Source organism: Tabrizicola sp., from assembly GCF_034366665.1.
GTDB lineage: Bacteria > Pseudomonadota > Alphaproteobacteria > Rhodobacterales > Rhodobacteraceae > Tabrizicola.
Map to the genome: position 1 here is coordinate 54,732 of NZ_JAXMMF010000030.1, position 18,634 is coordinate 73,365.

Consider the following 18,634-nt stretch of genomic DNA (forward strand, 5'->3'; position numbering starts at 1 on the left):
TGCATAGCCTTGCCCGCGCAGGATAAAGCCCGGGCCTTGACCAAAGCCAAGACCGCATCGCCCGGCTTTGCAAGCGGTTTCAAGCGCGACGCGGGCAACGATGCATCTGCCGGCAGGCCTGACCGGTGCGAATTTCGGCTCCCACACGCCCGCCTCGGCATGGTAAGGCGGGACCGGGGCTGGGGGAGCACGCGACGATGAAGGAGGCCAGGCTGAAAACCGTTTTCTGGCTTCTTGCCGCGGGCGCGGTCCTGCTGGTCCTGGGTGTCGAGCGGATGGCCAGCCGCACTGCCCTGGGCGACGGACAGGTCCGCGCCGAGACGACCTTGCGGCAGACCGTGAATGCGCTGGACAGCCACCTTCGCCGGTTCGAGGCGCTGCCCGCACTTCTGGCGCAGGACGACGATGTCCGTGCGCTGCTTGCCAGTCCCAACGACCCGCCGCGCATCCAGGCGATGAACCGCTGGCTGGCCGAGACGAACGCGCTGATCGAAGCCTCGGACCTTTATATGATCGACCTGGCCGGGGACACCCTCGCCGCCTCGAACCACGCGCGGGCGGACAGCTTTATCGGCCAGAACTTCTCGTATCGCCCCTATTTCACCGCCGCCCGCGACGGCGGCTCGGGCCGGTACTTCGCGCTTGGCACCACCTCGGGCGTGCGCGGCTACTACTTCGCCTCGCCGGTGCGCGACGGGTCCGGGCGGGTGCAGGGCGTCCTTGCGCTGAAGATCGGCGTCGACGAGATCGAGGCCGGCTGGCGCGCCCGCGACTACCGCATCCTGGTGACCGACCCCGAGGGCGTCGTCTTCATGTCCACCGACCCCGGCTGGCTGTACCGGGGCTTCCTGCCGCTGACCCCCGACCGGGTGGAGCGTCTGGCAGCGACGCGGCGCTATGCCGATGCCGACCTGGGCGCGTTGCAGGTCGCCGAGACGACCAGTGGCGGCGTGGCGCTGATGCGGTTGGCTGATGGGGCTGGGCTGCCGCACGAATACATCCTGGCCGCCACGCCGATGCCGCGGGCGGGCTGGACGGTCCGGGTCCTGTTGGACACCGCCCCGATCCGGGCGCAGGCGCGGCTGGCGGTCCTCGCCTTTGCCCTTCTGCTGCTGGTGGGTCTTCTGCTGGCCTGGACTCTGGTGCAGCGCCGCGCGCGGCTGGCTGAACGGCTGGCGATTCAGGCCGCGGCGCAGGCCGACCTTGAACGCCAGGTGGCCGAGCGGACCGCCGACCTGACCCGTGCGAATGACGACCTGCACCGGATGCAGGCCGACCTGGTGCAGGCGGGCAAGCTGGCGGCCCTGGGGCGGATGTCGGCGGCCCTTAGCCACGAGATCAACCAGCCCCTCGCCGCCGCCCGGAACTATGCAGACAGCGCGGGCCTTCTCATCGAACGGGGCGACCTTCCCCGTGCGCGCGAAAACATCGGCCTGATCCTTGGCCTTATTGACCGCATGGCCGCCATCGCCCGCCATCTGCGCAACGTGGCGCGGAAGCCGAACGAACCGCTGAAGACCGTGGACCTTGCCGCAGTGCTTCAGGACGCGCTTGCCATAGCCCGGACCCGCCTGACTGCTGCGGGGGCCGAGCTGGTGCTGGACCTGCCCGCCGATCTTCCCTTCGTTCAGGGCGGCCCGGTGCGTCTGCAGCAGGTGATCGTCAACGTGCTCTCGAACGCCGCCGACGCGGTGGAGGGCCTTGCGGACCGCCGGATTCAGGTGACGGGCCGGGCCGACGGGGACGAAGTGACCCTGGCCATCCGCGACCACGGGCCGGGCGTCGCCCCGGCCATCGCCGACCGGATTTTCGACCCGTTCTTCACGACGAAACAGGTCGGCTCTGGCCTGGGTCTGGGTCTGTCGATCAGCTACAACATCATGAAGGACTTCGAGGGCGATCTGCGCGTCGCCAATCACCCCGAAGGCGGCGCGGTCTTCACCCTGGTCCTGCGCCGCGCCAGCCACAGGGCCTTGGCCGCCGAATGAAACAGACGGTCCTTCTTATCGACGATGACGAGGCGATGCGCCGGTCGACCGAACAGGCGCTGGAGCTGGCCGATTTCACCGTCCAGTCCTTCCCCAGCGCCGAGGCTGCCCTGCCCCTGATCGGCCCCGGTTTCACCGGCGCGGTGATCTCGGACATCCGGATGCCCGGCATGGACGGGATGACGCTTCTGGAACGCCTGACCCTGTCGGACCGCGACCTGCCCGTCATCCTGATCACCGGCCATGCCGAGGTCAGCCTTGCTGTCGAGGCGATGCGGCGCGGGGCCTATGACTTCATCGAAAAGCCCTTCTCGACTCAGCGCCTTGCCGCCACCTTGCGCCGCGCCCTGGACCGCCGCGCGCTGGTGATCGAGAACCGCCGCCTGCGCGCCGTCGCGGGCCAGCGTGACGATCTGGAGGCGCGGCTTCCCGGCCGCAGCCCCGCCGTCATTGACCTGCGCCGCTTCATCCGCAGCCTTGGCCCAGCCGAGGCCGATGCCCTGATCACCGGGCCGACGGGCGTGGGCAAAGAGGTCGTGGCCCAGGCCATGCATGACCTGTCGCCCCGCGCGGGCCGTCCGCTGATCGCGATCAACTGCGCCGCATTACCCGCCCAACTGATCGAATCCGAACTCTTCGGCCACGAGGCCGGCGCCTTTCCGGGCGCGCTTCGTGCCCGCTTCGGCCGGTTCGAACACGCGCGCGGTGGCACGATCCTTCTGGACGAGATCGGTTCGATGCCGCTTGATTTGCAGGCCCGTCTGCTGCGGGTGTTGCAGGACCGGGTGATCACGCGGCTAGGCTCGAACGACCCCATCCCGCTGGACGTCCGCTTCCTGGCGACCTCCAAGGCTGACCTTGCGGCGGCGGTTGCCGCGGGCACGTTCCGCGAAGATCTCTTGTACCGCCTTGCCGTCGCGACCCTGCGCGTGGCCCCGCTGTCGGACCGGCGCGAAGATATCCCGCTTCTTTTCCTGCAACTCGTCCGCGAGGCTGCGGCGCGCCACGGTGTTCCCGACCGGGCACCCGACCCGGAACTTCTGGCCGATCTGTCCGCCCGCGACTGGCCCGGCAACGTCCGCGAACTGCGCAACGCCGCTGACCGCTTCGTCCTGGGCCTGGACTGGATGCAAGCGGCGGGACCCGAGGCCCCGCGCCTGGCCGACCGCGTGGCGGGGTTCGAGCGCAGCGTCATCGCCGGGGCCATCGCGGCCCATCGGGGGCATCTGCGCAAGGTCTACGAATCGCTCGGGATCAGCCGCAAGACCCTGTACGAAAAGATGCAGAAGCACGGGCTTGACCGCCGCCTGATCGTCGACGGGGACGAGAGCGACACCTGATCGCGACCCGATGGGTGGAAATCCACCCAAGGCCCACCGCCGCTTGGGGCCATTTCCACCCAACGCCGGCCCTCCACCCCCCGAAATCACCGGACGCCCTCGCGCTTTCCTTTGCTCCAGGTCCCGATCCGTCGCCCGCTGGCGACAGCCCGGCGCGGAGGAGGAAGCCGCCCGGGGACACCAAGCCACGTCTGGGAGGACATCATGGCCCTGAACCTGAAACTCGCCGGCCTTGCCGTCGGCGCGGCCCTGGCCGCATCTACCGCTCTTGCGCAGACCTATCCCGACCGCCAGATCACGATGGTCGTGCCGTTCGCGGCCGGAGGCCCCACCGATACCGTGGGCCGCCTGATCGCCGAACGCATGTCGGCCGACCTTGGCCAGCAGATCATCGTCGAAAACGTCGGCGGGGCAGGCGGCACGCTGGGGGCTGGCAACGTCGCCTCGGCGGAAGCGGACGGCTACACCATCCTTTTGCACCATATCGGCATGGCGACCAGCGCCACCCTTTACCGCAGCCTGGCCTACAACCCGACCGAGGCCTTCGAGTACGTCGGCCTTGTCACCGAAGTCCCGATGACCATCGTCGCCCGCAAGGACCTTGAACCCGCCGACTTCGCCTCGCTTGTCACCTACGTAAAGGAAAACGCCGACACGATCACCATGGCCAACGCCGGGATCGGCGCGGCCTCGCATCTGTGCGGGATGCTGTTCATGCAGGCGGTCGAAGCGCCCATCGTGACGGTTCCCTACAAGGGCACCGGCCCGGCGATGACCGAACTTCTGGGCGGCCAGATCGACATCATGTGCGACCAGACCACCAACACCGCAGAACAGATCAAGGGCGGCACCATCAAGGCCTACGCAGTGACGACGCCCGCGCGCCTTGACATCTTCCCCGACCTGCCGACCGTCGCCGAAGGCGGCTTCCCCGGCATGGAGGTTTCGGTCTGGCACGGGCTTTACGCGCCGAAAGGCACCCCGGCCGAGATCGTCGACCGGCTGAGCGTTTCGCTGCAGTCCGCGCTGGCCGATCCCGAGATCGCGGCGAAACTCGCGGAACTCGGCACCGCCCCTTCGCCTGCATCTGATGCGACGCCCGAGGCGCTGAAGGCCAAGCTGGAAGCCGAGATCGCCCGCTGGAAGCCGATCATCGAGACGGCAGGCGTCTACGCCGACTGACCTGTCAAAGGGGGCGCCTCCCGCGCCCCCTTCCACCTGGCGACGGGGAGGGCGCCTTCACATGAAGAACATCACCATCGACTGGACCGACGCCTTGGCGGGCCTGATCTTCATCCTGTTCGGACTTCTCTTTGGCGTCCAATCGCTTGGGCTGGAGATCGGGACCGCCTTCCGGATGGGTCCGGGCTATTTCCCGCTGGTCCTGTCCGGCATCCTGATCCTGCTGGGCCTGGGCATCGTCGCGAAGTCGGTCCATGACCGGGGCAGCGAGGGCATCGGCACTCTTGCCTGGCGCGGCGTGTTCTTCATCCTGCCCGCCCCGATCTTTTTCGGCCTGACGGTCCGCGGCCTTGGCTTCGTGCCCGCCATCTTCCTGACCACGCTGATCGCCGCCCTTGCCTCGTTCAAGATGCGCCTGCACTGGGCGCTGCTGCTGGCTGCTGGTGTCACCGTCTTTGCGACCCTGGTCTTTTCCTACGGGCTTGGCCTGCCGTTCCGGCGCTTTGGCCCCTGGCTTCCGTTCTGAGGCTGACATGGACCTGATCTCGAACCTCTCGCTTGGCTTCGCCACCGCCGCCTCGCCGGAAAACCTGTTCTTCTGCCTGATCGGCGTGATCCTTGGCACACTGATCGGCGTCCTGCCGGGGATCGGGGCGACTGCGACCATCGCGATGCTGCTGCCAATCACCTTCCAGCTGGAGCCCGTCTCCTCTCTCATCATGCTGGCAGGCATCTACTATGGCGCGCAGTATGGCGGGTCCACGACGGCGATCCTGATCAACATGCCGGGCGAAAGCTCGTCGGCCGTGACCGCCATCGACGGCTATCAGATGGCGCGGAAGGGCAAGGCGGGGACCGCGCTGGCCGTGGCGGCGCTGGGGTCGTTCTTCGCAGGCACCGTGGCGACGCTGCTTGTCGCCCTCTTCGCCCCACCCCTGACCGCCATCGCGCTGAAATTCGGCGCGGCGGAATATTTCAGCCTGATGGTGCTGGGGCTGGTGTCCGCCATCGCGCTGGCGCATGGCTCGATCCTGAAGGCGCTGGCGATGGTGGTCCTGGGCCTGATCCTTGGCCTGGTCGGCACCGACATCTACACCGGCGCGCCGCGCTTTACCTTCGGAATCACGGAATACGCGGACGGGCTTAGCTTTGTCGCCCTGGCCGTCGGTGTCTTCGGCATCGCCGAGATCCTGCGCAATCTGGAAGGCGAACAGGATCGCAGCGTCCTTGGGACGAAACTGGGCGGCCTGTTCCCCTCGCGCGAGGATCTTCGGCGCATGGTGGCACCCATGCTGCGCGGCACGGCCATCGGCTCGATCCTCGGTATCCTGCCGGGGGGCGGGGCGGTCCTGGCCTCTTTCGCGTCCTATACCGTGGAAAAGCGCCTGTCCGACCATCCCGAGGAATTTGGCCAGGGCGCCATCGCCGGGGTTGCGGGGCCGGAATCCGCCAACAATGCGGGGGCGCAGACCAGCTTCATTCCGCTTCTGACGCTTGGCATCCCGGCAAACCCGGTGATGGCGCTGATGGTCGGCGCGATGATCATCCAGGGCATCGTGCCCGGACCAAACGTCGCCTCGGAACAGCCCGAGCTTTTCTGGGGCATCATCGCCAGCATGTGGATCGGCAACCTGATGCTGGTGATCCTGAACCTGCCCCTGATCGGGCTTTGGGTGAAGCTTCTGAAAGTGCCCTACCACGTCCTTTTTCCCGTCATCATGGCCTTCTGTTCCATCGGGGTCTACTCGGTGAACTCGAACGTCTACGACCTTTACGCCGTCGCCTTCTTCGGTCTCATGGGGTATGCGCTGCTCAAGCTGCGGTGTGAACCCGCGCCTTTGCTGCTGGGCTTTGTCCTGGGCCCGATGCTGGAGGAAAACCTGCGCCGGGCGATGATCCTGGGGCGGGGCGATCCGTCGACCTTCGTGACCCGGCCGATCAGCCTGACGCTCCTCCTTCTGACGGTTGCGGTGCTGGTGGTGATGCTTATGCCCGCCATACGCAAGAAACGTGCCGAGGTATTCGTCGAGGCTGACTGACCGGACGCTGGGGCCAGTGTCCGCTCGGTCGGCCAAGGCCACGTCGGTCAAACGCCGCCCCGCCCGAAAATTCACCAGTCTGTGGCCTATTTGCATAGATGTAGTGACCCGACGGCAAATTGGTGCTACGGGAAGGGGTGTGTAACCGCTTTCCCGTTAACATTGCGTTCATCTTCCGTTAATCTCGCGCCTTAGCCTCCTGCGGACCTGAAGGTTCGCCAGTGTGGTGGCAGGACCGGAGCGTGCATGGCGACGATCTACGGCGGTCCGGGCAACAACAGCCTGGTCGGTGACAACGACACGAACTTCAACGACATCATCTATGGTGGCGGCGGCTCTGACACGCTGCGCGGTCTTTCCGCCAACGACATTCTTTACGGAGGGTCCGGTTCCGACCTGATCGATGGCGGGCCTGGCAATGACACGCTTTTCGGCGGGTCCGGCGACGACAACCTGATCGGCGGCGACGGGTTCGACTTTGCCAGCTATCTGGGCTTTGGCTCCTCGGTCACCGTGAACCTTGGAACCAGCTCGGCGACGGGCGATGGCAGCGATGTCCTGTCGGGGATCGAGGGCGTCATCGGCGGCACCAATGCCGACACGATTACCGGCGACAGCCTTGGCAACAACCTGCAGGGCGAAGGTGGCAGTGACCTGATTTCGGGCGCGGGGGGCCTGGATAGCCTTTACGGCGGGGCGGGGCTGGATATCCTTTATGGCGGGGCTGACGCCGACATCCTGTTCGGCGGCATCGAAGCCGACATCCTTGCCGGGAACGACGGCATCGACACCCTCTATGGCGAAGCCGGTCTGGACCGGCTTTACGGCGGCAACGATGCCGACCAGCTTTTCGGCGGCGGAGACGGCGATCTTCTCTGGGGCGACGCCGGAACCGACAGCCTCTTCGGCGAGGCCGGCATCGACACGCTGTACGGGGGCAACGATGCCGACACGCTTTACGGCGGCAGTGACGGCGACCTGATCTACGGCAACGACGGCCTTGACGCCCTTTATGGCGAGGCAGGCTCTGATACGCTTTACGGCGATGCCGGGGACGACCTTCTTGACGGCGGGACCGAGGCGGACACCCTCTTTGGTGGGACCGGGCTGGACACCCTTTATGGCGGTGCCGGTGTCGATTCCCTGCGCGGGGGGGACAACGACGACCTGATCTACGGTGGCGCCGAGGGCGACAACCTGTTCGGCGACGGTGGCCGCGACACGCTTTATGGCGGGGCTGGCGTCGATACGCTGGACGGTGGCGACGGCAATGATTTCCTGCTGGGCGATGAGGGTGGCGACAGCCTGATCGGCAGCTTCGGTGACGACACGCTGCGTGGCGGGGACGGAGCCGACACGCTGGTCGGCGGCACTGGCAATGACGTTATTGACTACAGCGATTCCAACGCGGCTGTGTCCATCAATCTGGCCACCGGAAGCTTCAGCGGCGGCTTTGCGACCGGAGACACCGGCTCTGGCGTCGATGGCATCATCGGGACGGCGTTCAACGACACGCTGATCGGCTTCGATGGCGCCAGTGCGGATACCCTGGATGCCTACACCAACGTCTTCTACGGCGGTCTGGGCAACGACAGCATCTCGGGCCTTGGCGGCGGCGACAGCCTGTTCGGCGGGGCGGACAACGACACGATCTCCGGAGACGGTGGCAACGACACGGTCGACGGCGGCGCAGGACGGGACCGGCTGTCGGGCGGCGAGGGCGACGACAGCATCTCTGGCGGGGCCGGACAGGACATCATCTATGGCGGGGCCGGCACCGACCGGCTGTTCGGCGGTGACGACGAGGACCAGTTCTTCTTCGCTTTCTCGGATGTCGTGGGGGCCGAGACCGTCGACGGCGGTCTGGGCGGCTCGGACAACGACAGCCAGACGATCGACATCACCGGCTTCGGATGGGCTCGGTTGGACATCGCCTACGACCCGCTGAACGCCGAAAACGGGATCATCACCTTCTTCGCGCCCGACGGGATCACGGTTCTGGGCACCTTGTCCTTCTCGGACATCGAAAACCTGGTCATCGTCTGCTTCACCTCCGGCACGCAGATCCTGACCGACCGGGGCGAGGTGCGGGTCGAGGCTCTGCAGCCTGGCGATCTGGTCCAGACCCGGGATCACGGTCTGCAACCCCTGCGCTGGATCGGGCAGCGTCACCTGTCACGGCAGGACCTGTTGGCCCGACCCGCCCTGCAACCGATCCGCATCGCCACGGGCGCGCTGTTCGGCACCGGTCCGGACCAGCCCCTCCTGGTCTCGCCCCAGCACCGCGTTCTGATCGAAGGCGCCACGGCGGAGCTTTACTTCGCCGAGGACGAGGTTCTGGTTCCCGCCAAGCATCTTCTGGGCCTGCCCGGGGTGACGCGCGACTGCCCCGAGGCGGGTGTGACCTATGTCCACCTCCTTTTTGACCGGCACGAGCTTCTTCTATCCAACGGCTCCTGGACCGAAAGCTTCCAGCCAGCAGAACGGACGGTCGGGGCACTGGATCACGCGGCGCGGGCCGAAGTGCTGGAACTGTTCCCCGAGCTTGCCAGTCAGACGGCCTTCCCAAGTGCGCGCATCTCGCTCAAGGCGCATGAAGCGCGGGTGCTGGTCGCGGGCTGACCCCGGCACCTTGGCTTAGACCAACCCCGCCAGATGCAGCGCCAGGCCCAGCCCCGCTGCGCCCGCCAGCACTGTCGCCATGCCCAGCTTCAGCCGGAACACTGCCAGGATGGCCAGCGCGGACAGGCCCGCCGCCACCCAGTTGATCGACCCCGGCATCGGCAGTTCCATCGTCAGCGGGCCAAAGCTGACCTGGGCGACCTCGCGCCAGATCACGTGGACCGCGAACCACAGGGCCAGGTTCAGGATCACGCCCACCACCGCGGCGGTGACCGCAGACAGGGCCGCGGACAGGGCCATGTTGCGCCGCAGCCCCTCCATGTAGGGGGCGCCAAGGAAGATCCAGGCAAAGCAGGGCGCGAAGGTCACCCAGGTCGTCAGCAACCCGCCCAGCGTCCCGGCCAGGTAGGGCTGCGCCCAGCCCGCCTCGCGCAAGGCCCCCATGAAGCCGACGAACTGCAGCACCATGATCAGCGGCCCCGGAGTCGTCTCGGCCATGCCAAGGCCGTCCAGCATCTCGCCCGGTTCCAGCCAGCCATAGGTCCCGACAGCCGCCTGCGCGACCCAGGCCAGGACCGCGTAGGCCCCGCCAAAGGTCAGGACGGCAAGCTTGGAGAAATAGGTGGCGATGTCGGCAAAGACGCTGCCGGGGGCAAGGATCAGAATGACCGCGACCGGCAAAAACCACAGGGCAAGCGCCGCAAGCCCTGCGCGCAAGGCATCACGGCGGGCAAAGGCGGGCAAGGCCGCCTCTTCGCCCAAGAGGGTTTCGGCATCGTGGACATGGGCTGTGCCAAGGGCAGAGTGCCCGCCTCCGGCCCGGAAGGCGGCCAGACCGGCCTTCGCCCCCGCCCAGCCGACAAGTGCCGCAACCGCGATGATCAGGGGAAAAGGCACCTGCAGTGCAAAGATCGCCAGGAACGAGGCCGCGGCGATGCCCCGCATCACCCCATTGCGCAGCGCGCGCTTGCCGACCCGCACCACCGCCTGCAGCACGATGGCCAGGACGGCGGCCTTCAGCCCGAAGAACAGCGCCGAGACGACACCGACCTGCCCATAGGCGGCGTAGATCCACGACAATCCCATGATCGCCACGACACCCGGCAGGATGAACAAAAGGCCCGCCACCAGCGCGCCCTTTACCCCATGCATCAGCCAGCCGATGTAGGTCGCCAGTTGCTGCGCCTCGGGGCCGGGCAGAAGCATGCAGAAGTTCAGCGCATGCAGGAACCGCCCGTCGCCCAGCCAGCGTTTCTCTTCGACCAGGACGCGGTGCATCACCGCGATCTGGCCGGCCGGTCCGCCAAAGGACAGGGCCGCGATCCTGGCCCAGACGCGGGTCGCCTCGGCCAAGGTCGGATGGTCGGGTCGTGCCGTCATTTCGTTTTCCCGCCCTTCGGCCAATCATGGGTTTCGTCGGTTGCATCGCGCGCCCAGCGGAAGAAGGCATCGTAAAGGAGCAGGCCCGCGTCAAGCTGCGCCTGATCATCGCTGTACATCCGCGACAGGCCCAGCGAGGCCGCCAGCAACCCCGCACATTCCGGCGCAAGCTCTGGCCGCGCCGTGTCGGCCCCCCGGACGATGGTCGCCAGCCGGTCCAGCGCGGGCAGGCGCAGCCCGAATTCGGCAATCAGCGTATCGAAGGTGCACAGATCGCCCCGGTGACTGTAGACCGTGTCCTCGATGTCGAAGGCTGTGGCGCCCATCACCTGGGCCACGGCAGGAACCTCGGGCGGAGCGACGAACAGGAAGACCGCCCGCGGATCGATGAAGCGCCGGATCAGCCAGGGGCAGGCGATACGGTCGATCTTCGGCCGCGACCGGGTGACCCACAGACTGCGTCCCGCCGCATCGCTGCTGCCCAGCCTGGTTGTGTCGATGGTCGGCAGGTCTGCCGCCACCCAGGCCTCTTGCCCGCCCTCCAGATACTCGGCCGCGATCCCTTCGGCCCGCAGAGCGGCGGCCAACCCCTGACTGCGCGCGTGGCCTGCGACGCAGACGACGACGACCGACTGGCCCCGCAGCTCTGGCAGCAGGGCATGGGCGCCGGGCAAGTCCGCCTCGGTCAGCAGCCGTGCCCCCGGAAGGGCGCGTGGGTCGTCTGTGCGCAGCGCTGCGCGCCGGACGTCCAGGATGACCGGGGCCCGGGGCGTGCCGATCAGCTTTGCAAGCTTGTCACAGGAAATGGCATCAGGTGCAGGCATCTGCAGTCCTTAGGTTGGGTGTGCTTCATATTTGTGAAACGCGACCTTCGGCTGACGCCTCGTGGGGAGCGCGCGATCCCCATGCTGCAGATGTTGCGGCAGCGGCCCGCAGTGTCAATAGGACGCCTGCGGGACATCGCGTCGGCAAAGTCGTGACCCGCTGCCAAGGCAGACGGCGTGCCGTGCCGCAAGTCATGGCACCGGGTCGCGGATCGGCGCCTGAACCGTGGATTTGACCGACAAAACACTTGCCGGGCCGATGAAAACAAGCAAGGTTCCGCCCGTGATGCAGAGCGACGGGAACACGTCTCGGACCGGCTGCGCGAAAGCGACGTTTCGCGCGACATGATCCACCGGGCCGGGCTGCTCCGCACCTGAACAGGCAGCAAAGTTCCGGCCTCGCCGGAACCAACAGTGAAACGACAGATCAATCCTGGCCGGGGCGGCAGGGTTGGATGACATGGCCGCAAGGCATGCAGGTTGGTATAGTATGGACCTTTGCTGATGATGCCGGCCGCTGCTTCCATACCTGCCACTGTCGGACAGGGGCTGGCCGCCAAGGCTGCGGCCCGGCATTGGGATGTCATCGTCATCGGCACCGGCGTCGGGGGTGGCCTTGTCGGTCGCCGCCTGGCCGAGCGTGGGCTTTCGGTGCTCTTCGTCGAAAAGGGCCCCGTCGGCCACCGGACCGAAGGCCAGGACCTGCGGACCGATCTGTCGGACTACACGGCGCGCCAGGCACGCGGCTTCTGGCCCACCCCGATCGAGACCCACATCGATGCAGAGCGGCCGCACCGCTTCTTCGCGCCGCTGGGCAGCGGGGTCGGGGGCTCGTCGGTCTTTTACGCCGCCGCGGCAGAGCGCCCCGAACGCCATGACGTCGAGGCGACCAATGCCATGCCGCATCCGACGGGCGGCTGGCCGGTGGGGTTCGACACCTTCCGCCCCTATTTCACCCAGGCCGAAGAGGCCTTGTCGATCCGTGGCGAAAAGGACCCCCTGTCCGACCTGCCCGGCCCGCAATTGCCCGCCCCGCCCCTGACCGAGGCCGAGGCGCAGATGTTCGACGACCTGCGCGCTGCCGGCCTGCACCCCTACCGCGCGCATGAGGCGCTGCGTCGTCTGCCCGGCTGCTCCGACTGTCTGGGCCGCAAATGCCCGCGCGCCTGCAAGATGGATGGCCGCTCGGCCGGGGTCGAACCTGCGCTGGAAACTGGCAACGCGACGCTTCTGCCGAACTGCGCGGTCGAGGAACTGATCGAAGCGCAGGGCCGCATCGGCGCCGTGCGGGTCCGGGCCGACGGGCGCGACTACCTTTTGCAGGCCGATGTCTTCGTCCTTGCGGCGGGCGCGCTGAATTCGCCGAACCTCCTTTTGCGCTCGACCGGCAGCCATGCGTCGGGCTGCGCGAATTCCAGCGGCTGGGTCGGTCGCGGGCTGATGTTCCACGTCTCCGAGATGGTGGCCTTCTGGCCACGTCGTGGCAGTCCGGCGGTCGGGGCCACCAGGACCTTGTCGTTCCGCGATCTTTACGCGCACGAGGGCCAGCGTCTGGGCCTGGTGCAGTCGATGGGGGTAGCGGCCGATGCCGGGCAGATTGCAGGGCATCTCAAGGGTATCCTGTCGCGCAGCAGGCTTCGCGGGCTTCCGGGGGCGTCGCGCCTGGCGACCATCGCCGCCAGGATCGGCGCCGATGTCTTCGGGTCCGCGACCGTGCTTGTCGGGCTGCTGGAGGACCTGCCCTATGCCGAGAACCGCGTCGAGCCGCACCCGGAAGATCCCGAGGTTCCCCTGGTGCGTTACCGTATCGCCGACGAGTTGAAGGCCCGCCGCGCCCTCTTTCGGCAGGCCTTGCGCCAGAAACTGAGCCAGCACCGCCTGATGTTCCTGAACTTCGGCCTGACGCTGAACTTCGGTCACCCGAGCGGCACCTTGCGCTTCGGGTCTGATCCGGCGACCTCGGTTCTGGACGCTGATTGCAAGGCTCATGACCTTGACAACCTCTACGTTGCCGACGCCTCGTTCATGCCCACCTCGAGGGGGGTGAACCCAAGTCTGACCATCGCCGCCAATGCGCTGCGGGTCGGCGATATCGTCGCGGCGCGTCTTTCTGCCACCCGTCGCAAAGCCAGTTGATGCGGAACGGACAGTCAATGCAGGAACTTGTCGAAATCGCCGTGATCACCGAGGCAAGCTGGGGCATCGGCAAGGAACTGGCGCTGGCTCTGGTCCGACGCGGCATCGCGGTGGCCGGCATCGCGCGCGCACCGTTCCAGATCGAGGGTGTCCTGCCCATCATCGCCGACGTCCGCCAGCCCGAAGAGGTTGCCCGCGCTTTCGGCGAGATCCGCGAAAGGCTTGGTGCGCCCACGATCCTGGTCAACAACGCGGAAACCTATCCCGACCGCGACATCCTGGACGAAACCCCGGCCACGTTCATGGACACCGTGCACCTGAACCTTGGGGGCGCCTTCAACTGCTGCCACGAGGTTCTGCCTGCGATGGTGGCAAACGGAACCGGCCGGATCATCAACGTCGTCACCTTTGCCGACGTCAGCCCCGCCCCGCTGGCTGCGGGCTATTCCGTCTCGAAAGGCGCGCTCCGCATCCTGACGCGGGCGCTGGTCGCCGATCTGGGCGACCGTTTCCCCGGCATCGTCGTCACCGACTGGGTTCCGGGCACCCACCAGCCCCGCAAGGGCATCCCCGATGGCGTCGATCCTGCCCTTGCCGCCGAATGGGGCGCCACTCTTGCCCTCATGCGGCAGCCCGAGATCAACGGGCGCGTGTTTCTGCGGGACCGTGAGCATCAGCCGCCGCGGTCGCTGAAGGGCAGGGTCAAGGACCGGGTGCTGGGCCGCGGGCGCGTGCGCATCCGGCTTTGATCCGCGCCGGGGTTTTGCACAAATCTTGGGCACATGGTTACGGCGCTTGCGGATTTCGCATCGCAGGCCTTTCCGACGCGGCGGGGCTCTGCTCTAGTCAGGCCAAAGGCAGTGCGGGGGCCACGCGTGACGCAGTTCAACGAGATGTATCAGGGCGTCGACGTCCGCCCGCCCTATGCCCGCCTTCGCGACTGGGTCGGGCAGATGCCCCAGGAACTCCGCAGTCTCAAGCAGGCCGAGGCCGAGGCACTGTTTCGTCGCATCGGCATCACCTTCGCGGTCTACGGCGAGGGGGGTGATCCCGACCGGCTGATCCCCTTCGACATGTTCCCGCGGGTGTTCTCGGGGTCGGAATGGGCGAAACTGGAACGCGGCATCAAGCAGCGCGCGCGCGCCCTGAACGCATTTCTTGTCGATGTCTACGGGCGGGGCGAGATCATCCGCGCCGGTCGCATCCCGGCGCGGCTGGTCTACCAGAACGAGGCCTACGAAAAGGCCGTGGCCGGGTTCGTGCCGCCGAAGGGGGTCTATTCCCACATTGTCGGTGTCGACATCGTCCGCACCGGGCCGGAAGACTTCTACGTGCTGGAAGACAACTGCCGCACCCCCTCGGGCGTCAGCTACATGCTGGAATCCCGCGAGATCATGATGCGGATGTTCCCCGACCTGTTCCGCGAGAACCGGATCGAACCCGTCGACACCTATTCCGACAAGTTGCGACGGACGCTGTCCAGCGTGGCCCCCGCCAAGTGCAAGGGTGAGCCGACGGTGGTGATCCTGACCCCCGGCCACTTCAACAGCGCCTACTACGAACACTCCCTGCTGGCCGACCTGATGGGCGTGGAACTGGTGGAAGGCCAGGACCTCTTCGTCGACGGCGAATACGTCTACATGCGCACGACCGAAGGGCCGCAGCGGGTGGACGTGATCTACCGCCGCATCGACGACGCCTACCTTGACCCCCTGTGCTTCCGCCCGGACAGCATGCTGGGCATCCCCGGCCTGATGGACGTCTACCGATCGGGCGGGGTGTCGATCTGCTCGGCGCCCGGGGCAGGGGTGGCCGACGACAAGGCGGTCTACACCTATGTCCCCGACATGGTGCGCTTCTATCTGGGCGAGGAACCCATCCTCCAGAACGTCCCCACCTGGCAATGCGGCAAGCCGGACGATCTGACCTACGTGCTGGACAAGCTGCCGGAACTGGTCGTGAAAGAGGTTCACGGCTCGGGCGGTTACGGAATGCTGGTCGGGCCGAAATGTACCAAGGCCGAAGTCGAGGCTTTCCGCGCCAAGATCGTCGAGGACCCCGGCAACTACATCGCCCAGCCGACGCTGGCGCTGTCCACCGTCCCCACCTTCGTCGAGGAAGGCGTCGCCCCCCGCCACGTCGACCTGCGCCCCTATTGCCTGGTCGGTGAGCGGATCGAACTTGTCCCAGGCGGCCTGACCCGCGTGGCGTTGAAGGAAGGCTCACTTGTGGTGAACTCGTCGCAGGGCGGCGGGGTCAAGGACACCTGGGTGCTGGCGGAATGAAGGGAGCGCGGATGACAACTTTCGGTTCCCTTGCCAACCGTTTCCCCCTCACCCTCACCCTCTCCCCGAAGGGGAGAGGGAAGCGCGGGCGGGCAGGTCTGGACCAGGCGACGGGCGTGGCTTTCGCGGACGCGTCGGGCCGGGGTCACCCTCTCCCCCCGGGGGAGAGGGCCGGGGTGAGGGGAGGCCGCCCATGCTAAGCCGCACCGCCGACAACCTTTACTGGATCGCCCGCTACATGGAACGGGCCGATACCGTCGCGCGCCTGCTTGAGGTCGGCTCGCGCATCAGCCTGCTTCCCAGCGCGCAAGGGTATCGCAGCGAATGGGACAGTCTGCTGCATGCGACAGGAATGGCGGAATCCTTCGCGCAGAAATACGGCGACCCGGTGCAGCGCAACATCGAAAGCTTCCTCTTCTTCGACCACGACAACCCGTCCTCCATCGCCAGCTGCATCACGTCGGCGCGCGAAAATGGCCGCATTGTCCGCACTGCGCTGACCACCCAGGTCTGGGACGCGCTGAACACCGCCTTCCAGGAACTGCGCCAGCTGGAACGCGAGGAACGCTCAAAACTGGAGCTGTCGCGCCTGACCGACTGGACCATGCGCCACGCAGCGATGCTGCGCGGTGCCATCGACGCCACGCTTCTGCGCGACGACGGGTTCAACTTCCTGAATATCGGCTACTACCTGGAACGCGGCGACAACACCGCGCGTTTGATGGATGTGAAATACTACGTCCTCCTTCCCCGCGTCGACTTCGTCGGTTCCGGTCTCGACAACTATCAGTGGTCCACGCTGTTGCGCGCGATGGGGGCGCAGCGGGCGTTCCACTGGGCTTACGGCGGCGATATCACGGCGGTGAAGATCGCCGACTTCCTGATCCGCAACCCGCAGTCACCCCGGTCGCTTGCCACCTGCTCGGCGGGCCTTGTCAACCACCTTGGCCGCCTGTCCAAGGCCTATGGCCGCGAAACCGAGGCGCAGGTCGCCGCGCAGAAGCTTCACGCCGGGATCGAAAGCGCCACTGTCGAGGCGATCTTCGACGAAGGCCTGCATGATTTCCTGACCCGCTACATCGCCGAAGCCGCAGGGCTGGCCAATGCGGTCCATGACGCCTACCTCAGCGGAGAGATGCGTTGATGCGCCTGACCGTCGACCATGTGACCCGCTACAGCTATGGCCACCCGGTCCGCTCGGTGGTGCAAAGCCACAGGCTGATGCCCTCCAGCTATTCCGGCCAGAAGGTCATCGACTGGGAGGTGACCGTCTCGGGCGGGCGCAAGGGCGCGCGGCACCGCGATGGGGCGGGGGACCAGATCCAGGCCTGGACCATCGCTGGTCCGGTGGCCGAGGTGGTGGTCCATGTCCGCGGCACGGTCGAGACCGAGGATCTTGCCGGGGTCCTGCGCGGTCACCGCGAAACCGTGCCGCCCGACTGCTATCTGTGCGACACCTTGCCCACGCGGCTGGACGTGGCGCTGATCGCGCTGGCCGACAGCGCCGCTGCGCCTGACGCTCTGGCGCTTGCCCATGCGCTGTCCGCCGCCGTGTCGGATGCCATCGCCTATCGCCCCGGCGTGACCCATGCCCATACCACCGCTGCCGAGGCGCTGGCCCTGGGCGAAGGCGTCTGCCAGGACCACGCCCACGCGCTGATCGCCTGCGCACGACATCGCGGCATCCCGGCGCGCTATGTCTCGGGCTACCTCTCGGTCACCGACGACGGATCGCCGCACGAGGCCGCCCATGCCTGGGCCGAGTTGCACATTCCCGGCCTTGGCTGGGTCGGCTTCGATCCCGCAAACCGTTGCTGCCCGGACGCGCGCTACATCCGCCTTGGCTCGGGTCTGGACGCCCAGGACGCAGCCCCGATCCGCGGCATTGCCCGCGGTGGCGGGCATGAAGAGATGGATGTGACGGTTGCGATCCAGCAGGCGGCCCAATAGGCTGCACCTCAAACCAGGGGTCCGGAAGGGACCTTGAATCGAGGGACGAGGAATGACGTACTGCGTGGGGCTCTTGCTGAACGAGGGCATGGTGATGCTGTCGGACACCCGGACCAATGCCGGGCTCGACAATATCTCGACCTACCGCAAGATGTTCACCTTCGAAGAGCCGGGCGAGCGCGTCATCGTCATCATGACCGCGGGCAGTCTGTCGGTCACCCAGACCACCATAGCCCAGCTGCGCGAAGCCATCGAGGACGCCGAGGCCACGCCCGACACCTCGATCCTGCTGGCACCGACCCTGCTGAAGGTGGCCGAGATCGTCGGCAACCAGCTGGCCTCTGTCCGCGCCGAGATTGACCACAAGCTTTCCGCCGCACAGGGGGCGAGCGCCAGCATGATCGTCGCGGGTCAGCGCAAGGGCGGCGCGATGCGGATGTTCCTGATCTACCCGGAAGGCAATTTCATCGAGGCGACCGAAGACGCCCCCTTCCTGCAGATCGGCGAGCACAAGTATGGCAAGCCGATCCTCGACCGGGTCGTCAAGCCCTCGACCAGCCTCTCGGACGCGCAGAAGGCGGTGCTTCTGTCGATGGATTCCACGCTCCGCTCCAACCTTTCGGTCGGGATGCCGCTGGATCTTGCGGTGATCGAACGCGACGCGCTGAAAGTCACGCTCCGCCGGCGGATCGAGGCCGGCGACCCCCAGTTCCGCGCCATGTCCGACGCCTGGTCCACCGCGCTGCGCGAAGGGTTCGCAAAGATCACGATCTGACCGGACCACTCGTCGAGCATTTCATGCACTCCTCGTGAGACATCCCCGACGAGTGGGCGAAAAGCTGGAAGAAGGTTCAGTCCGGGTCCCCCGCGACCTGGCTTAGCACCTGG

The 18,634-nt window shown here is 66.9% G+C and carries 14 protein-coding genes; 12 read left to right on the forward strand and 2 right to left on the reverse strand.

The genetic code is table 11. The features are described from left to right. Window positions 1–197 precede the first annotated feature (197 nt). From U1E69_RS03800 to U1E69_RS03825, 6 genes are all read left to right on the forward strand, one after another. Complete coding sequence (locus U1E69_RS03800) at window positions 198–1,988, forward strand: sensor histidine kinase (protein ID WP_322242982.1); 1,791 nt, start codon at window positions 198–200, stop codon at window positions 1,986–1,988. Then, window positions 1,985–3,328: a sigma-54 dependent transcriptional regulator gene (locus tag U1E69_RS03805; protein WP_322242984.1), complete on the forward strand. Its 1,344-nt coding sequence runs from the start codon at window positions 1,985–1,987 to the stop codon at window positions 3,326–3,328. The genes U1E69_RS03800 and U1E69_RS03805 overlap by 4 nt, the downstream gene beginning before the upstream one ends. Window positions 3,329–3,532: 204 nt before the next feature. Then, entirely contained in the window at window positions 3,533–4,510 is a 978-nt protein-coding gene (locus U1E69_RS03810; RefSeq protein ID WP_322242986.1) for a tripartite tricarboxylate transporter substrate-binding protein, read from the forward strand. Between the two features lie 61 nt (window positions 4,511–4,571). After that, window positions 4,572–5,036, forward strand: a complete 465-nt coding sequence (locus U1E69_RS03815; protein ID WP_322242987.1) for a tripartite tricarboxylate transporter TctB family protein — start codon at window positions 4,572–4,574, stop codon at window positions 5,034–5,036. A 7-nt stretch (window positions 5,037–5,043) separates the two neighbouring features. Next, window positions 5,044–6,549 (forward strand): tripartite tricarboxylate transporter permease, encoded by a 1,506-nt coding sequence (locus U1E69_RS03820; protein WP_322242988.1) that lies wholly within the window; start codon window positions 5,044–5,046, stop codon window positions 6,547–6,549. 246 nt (window positions 6,550–6,795) lie between these two features. Next, window positions 6,796–9,171, forward strand: coding sequence for a Hint domain-containing protein (locus U1E69_RS03825; RefSeq protein WP_322242990.1), 2,376 nt, complete (start codon window positions 6,796–6,798; stop codon window positions 9,169–9,171). 15 nt (window positions 9,172–9,186) lie between these two features. Here the strand turns inward: U1E69_RS03825 and chrA are convergent, their stop codons facing one another. Together chrA and U1E69_RS03835 are read right to left on the reverse strand one after the other, a co-directional pair. Further along, window positions 9,187–10,551, reverse strand: a complete 1,365-nt coding sequence (chrA, locus tag U1E69_RS03830; RefSeq protein ID WP_322242991.1) for a chromate efflux transporter — start codon at window positions 10,549–10,551, stop codon at window positions 9,187–9,189. Beyond that, on the reverse strand, window positions 10,548–11,375 hold the full coding sequence (locus tag U1E69_RS03835) for a sulfurtransferase/chromate resistance protein (RefSeq protein ID WP_322242992.1): 828 nt from the start codon (window positions 11,373–11,375) through the stop codon (window positions 10,548–10,550). Before U1E69_RS03835 ends, chrA begins: the two co-directional genes overlap by 4 nt. Before the next feature lie 507 nt (window positions 11,376–11,882). Here U1E69_RS03835 and U1E69_RS03840 point away from each other — a divergent pair. The 6 genes from U1E69_RS03840 to U1E69_RS03865 all read left to right on the forward strand — a co-directional run bounded on the left by U1E69_RS03840 (window position 11,883) and on the right by U1E69_RS03865 (window position 18,521). Continuing rightward, on the forward strand, window positions 11,883–13,511 hold the full coding sequence (locus U1E69_RS03840) for a GMC family oxidoreductase (RefSeq protein WP_322242993.1): 1,629 nt from the start codon (window positions 11,883–11,885) through the stop codon (window positions 13,509–13,511). A 17-nt stretch (window positions 13,512–13,528) separates the two neighbouring features. Beyond that, on the forward strand, window positions 13,529–14,260 hold the full coding sequence (locus U1E69_RS03845; protein WP_322242995.1) for an SDR family oxidoreductase: 732 nt from the start codon (window positions 13,529–13,531) through the stop codon (window positions 14,258–14,260). A 144-nt stretch (window positions 14,261–14,404) separates the two neighbouring features. Continuing rightward, window positions 14,405–15,796, forward strand: coding sequence for a circularly permuted type 2 ATP-grasp protein (locus tag U1E69_RS03850; protein ID WP_322242999.1), 1,392 nt, complete (start codon window positions 14,405–14,407; stop codon window positions 15,794–15,796). A 193-nt stretch (window positions 15,797–15,989) separates the two neighbouring features. After that, window positions 15,990–16,940 (forward strand): alpha-E domain-containing protein, encoded by a 951-nt coding sequence (locus U1E69_RS03855; protein ID WP_322242996.1) that lies wholly within the window; start codon window positions 15,990–15,992, stop codon window positions 16,938–16,940. Next, a complete protein-coding gene (locus tag U1E69_RS03860; RefSeq protein ID WP_322242997.1) occupies window positions 16,940–17,746 on the forward strand; it encodes a transglutaminase family protein in 807 nt (268 codons plus the stop codon). The genes U1E69_RS03855 and U1E69_RS03860 overlap by 1 nt, the downstream gene beginning before the upstream one ends. Window positions 17,747–17,798: 52 nt before the next feature. Next, window positions 17,799–18,521 carry a proteasome-type protease gene (locus U1E69_RS03865; protein WP_322242998.1) on the forward strand — a complete coding sequence of 241 codons (723 nt, stop codon included), beginning with the start codon at window positions 17,799–17,801 and terminating at the stop codon, window positions 18,519–18,521. Window positions 18,522–18,634: the final 113 nt, after the last annotated feature.

What these genes read in the sequence shown, in the direction of transcription:
- U1E69_RS03800 (WP_322242982.1), top strand. Translation starts at nt 198, where the DNA reads ATGAAGGAGGCCAGGCTGAAAACCGTTTTCTGGCTTCTTGCCGCGGGC.
- U1E69_RS03805 (WP_322242984.1), top strand. Translation starts at nt 1,985, where the DNA reads ATGAAACAGACGGTCCTTCTTATCGACGATGACGAGGCGATGCGCCGG.
- U1E69_RS03810 (WP_322242986.1), top strand. Translation starts at nt 3,533, where the DNA reads ATGGCCCTGAACCTGAAACTCGCCGGCCTTGCCGTCGGCGCGGCCCTG.
- U1E69_RS03815 (WP_322242987.1), top strand. Translation starts at nt 4,572, where the DNA reads ATGAAGAACATCACCATCGACTGGACCGACGCCTTGGCGGGCCTGATC.
- U1E69_RS03820 (WP_322242988.1), top strand. Translation starts at nt 5,044, where the DNA reads ATGGACCTGATCTCGAACCTCTCGCTTGGCTTCGCCACCGCCGCCTCG.
- U1E69_RS03825 (WP_322242990.1), top strand. Translation starts at nt 6,796, where the DNA reads ATGGCGACGATCTACGGCGGTCCGGGCAACAACAGCCTGGTCGGTGAC.
- chrA (WP_322242991.1), bottom strand. Translation starts at nt 10,551, where the DNA reads ATGACGGCACGACCCGACCATCCGACCTTGGCCGAGGCGACCCGCGTC.
- U1E69_RS03835 (WP_322242992.1), bottom strand. Translation starts at nt 11,375, where the DNA reads ATGCCTGCACCTGATGCCATTTCCTGTGACAAGCTTGCAAAGCTGATC.
- U1E69_RS03840 (WP_322242993.1), top strand. Translation starts at nt 11,883, where the DNA reads ATGCCGGCCGCTGCTTCCATACCTGCCACTGTCGGACAGGGGCTGGCC.
- U1E69_RS03845 (WP_322242995.1), top strand. Translation starts at nt 13,529, where the DNA reads ATGCAGGAACTTGTCGAAATCGCCGTGATCACCGAGGCAAGCTGGGGC.
- U1E69_RS03850 (WP_322242999.1), top strand. Translation starts at nt 14,405, where the DNA reads ATGTATCAGGGCGTCGACGTCCGCCCGCCCTATGCCCGCCTTCGCGAC.
- U1E69_RS03855 (WP_322242996.1), top strand. Translation starts at nt 15,990, where the DNA reads ATGCTAAGCCGCACCGCCGACAACCTTTACTGGATCGCCCGCTACATG.
- U1E69_RS03860 (WP_322242997.1), top strand. Translation starts at nt 16,940, where the DNA reads ATGCGCCTGACCGTCGACCATGTGACCCGCTACAGCTATGGCCACCCG.
- U1E69_RS03865 (WP_322242998.1), top strand. Translation starts at nt 17,799, where the DNA reads ATGACGTACTGCGTGGGGCTCTTGCTGAACGAGGGCATGGTGATGCTG.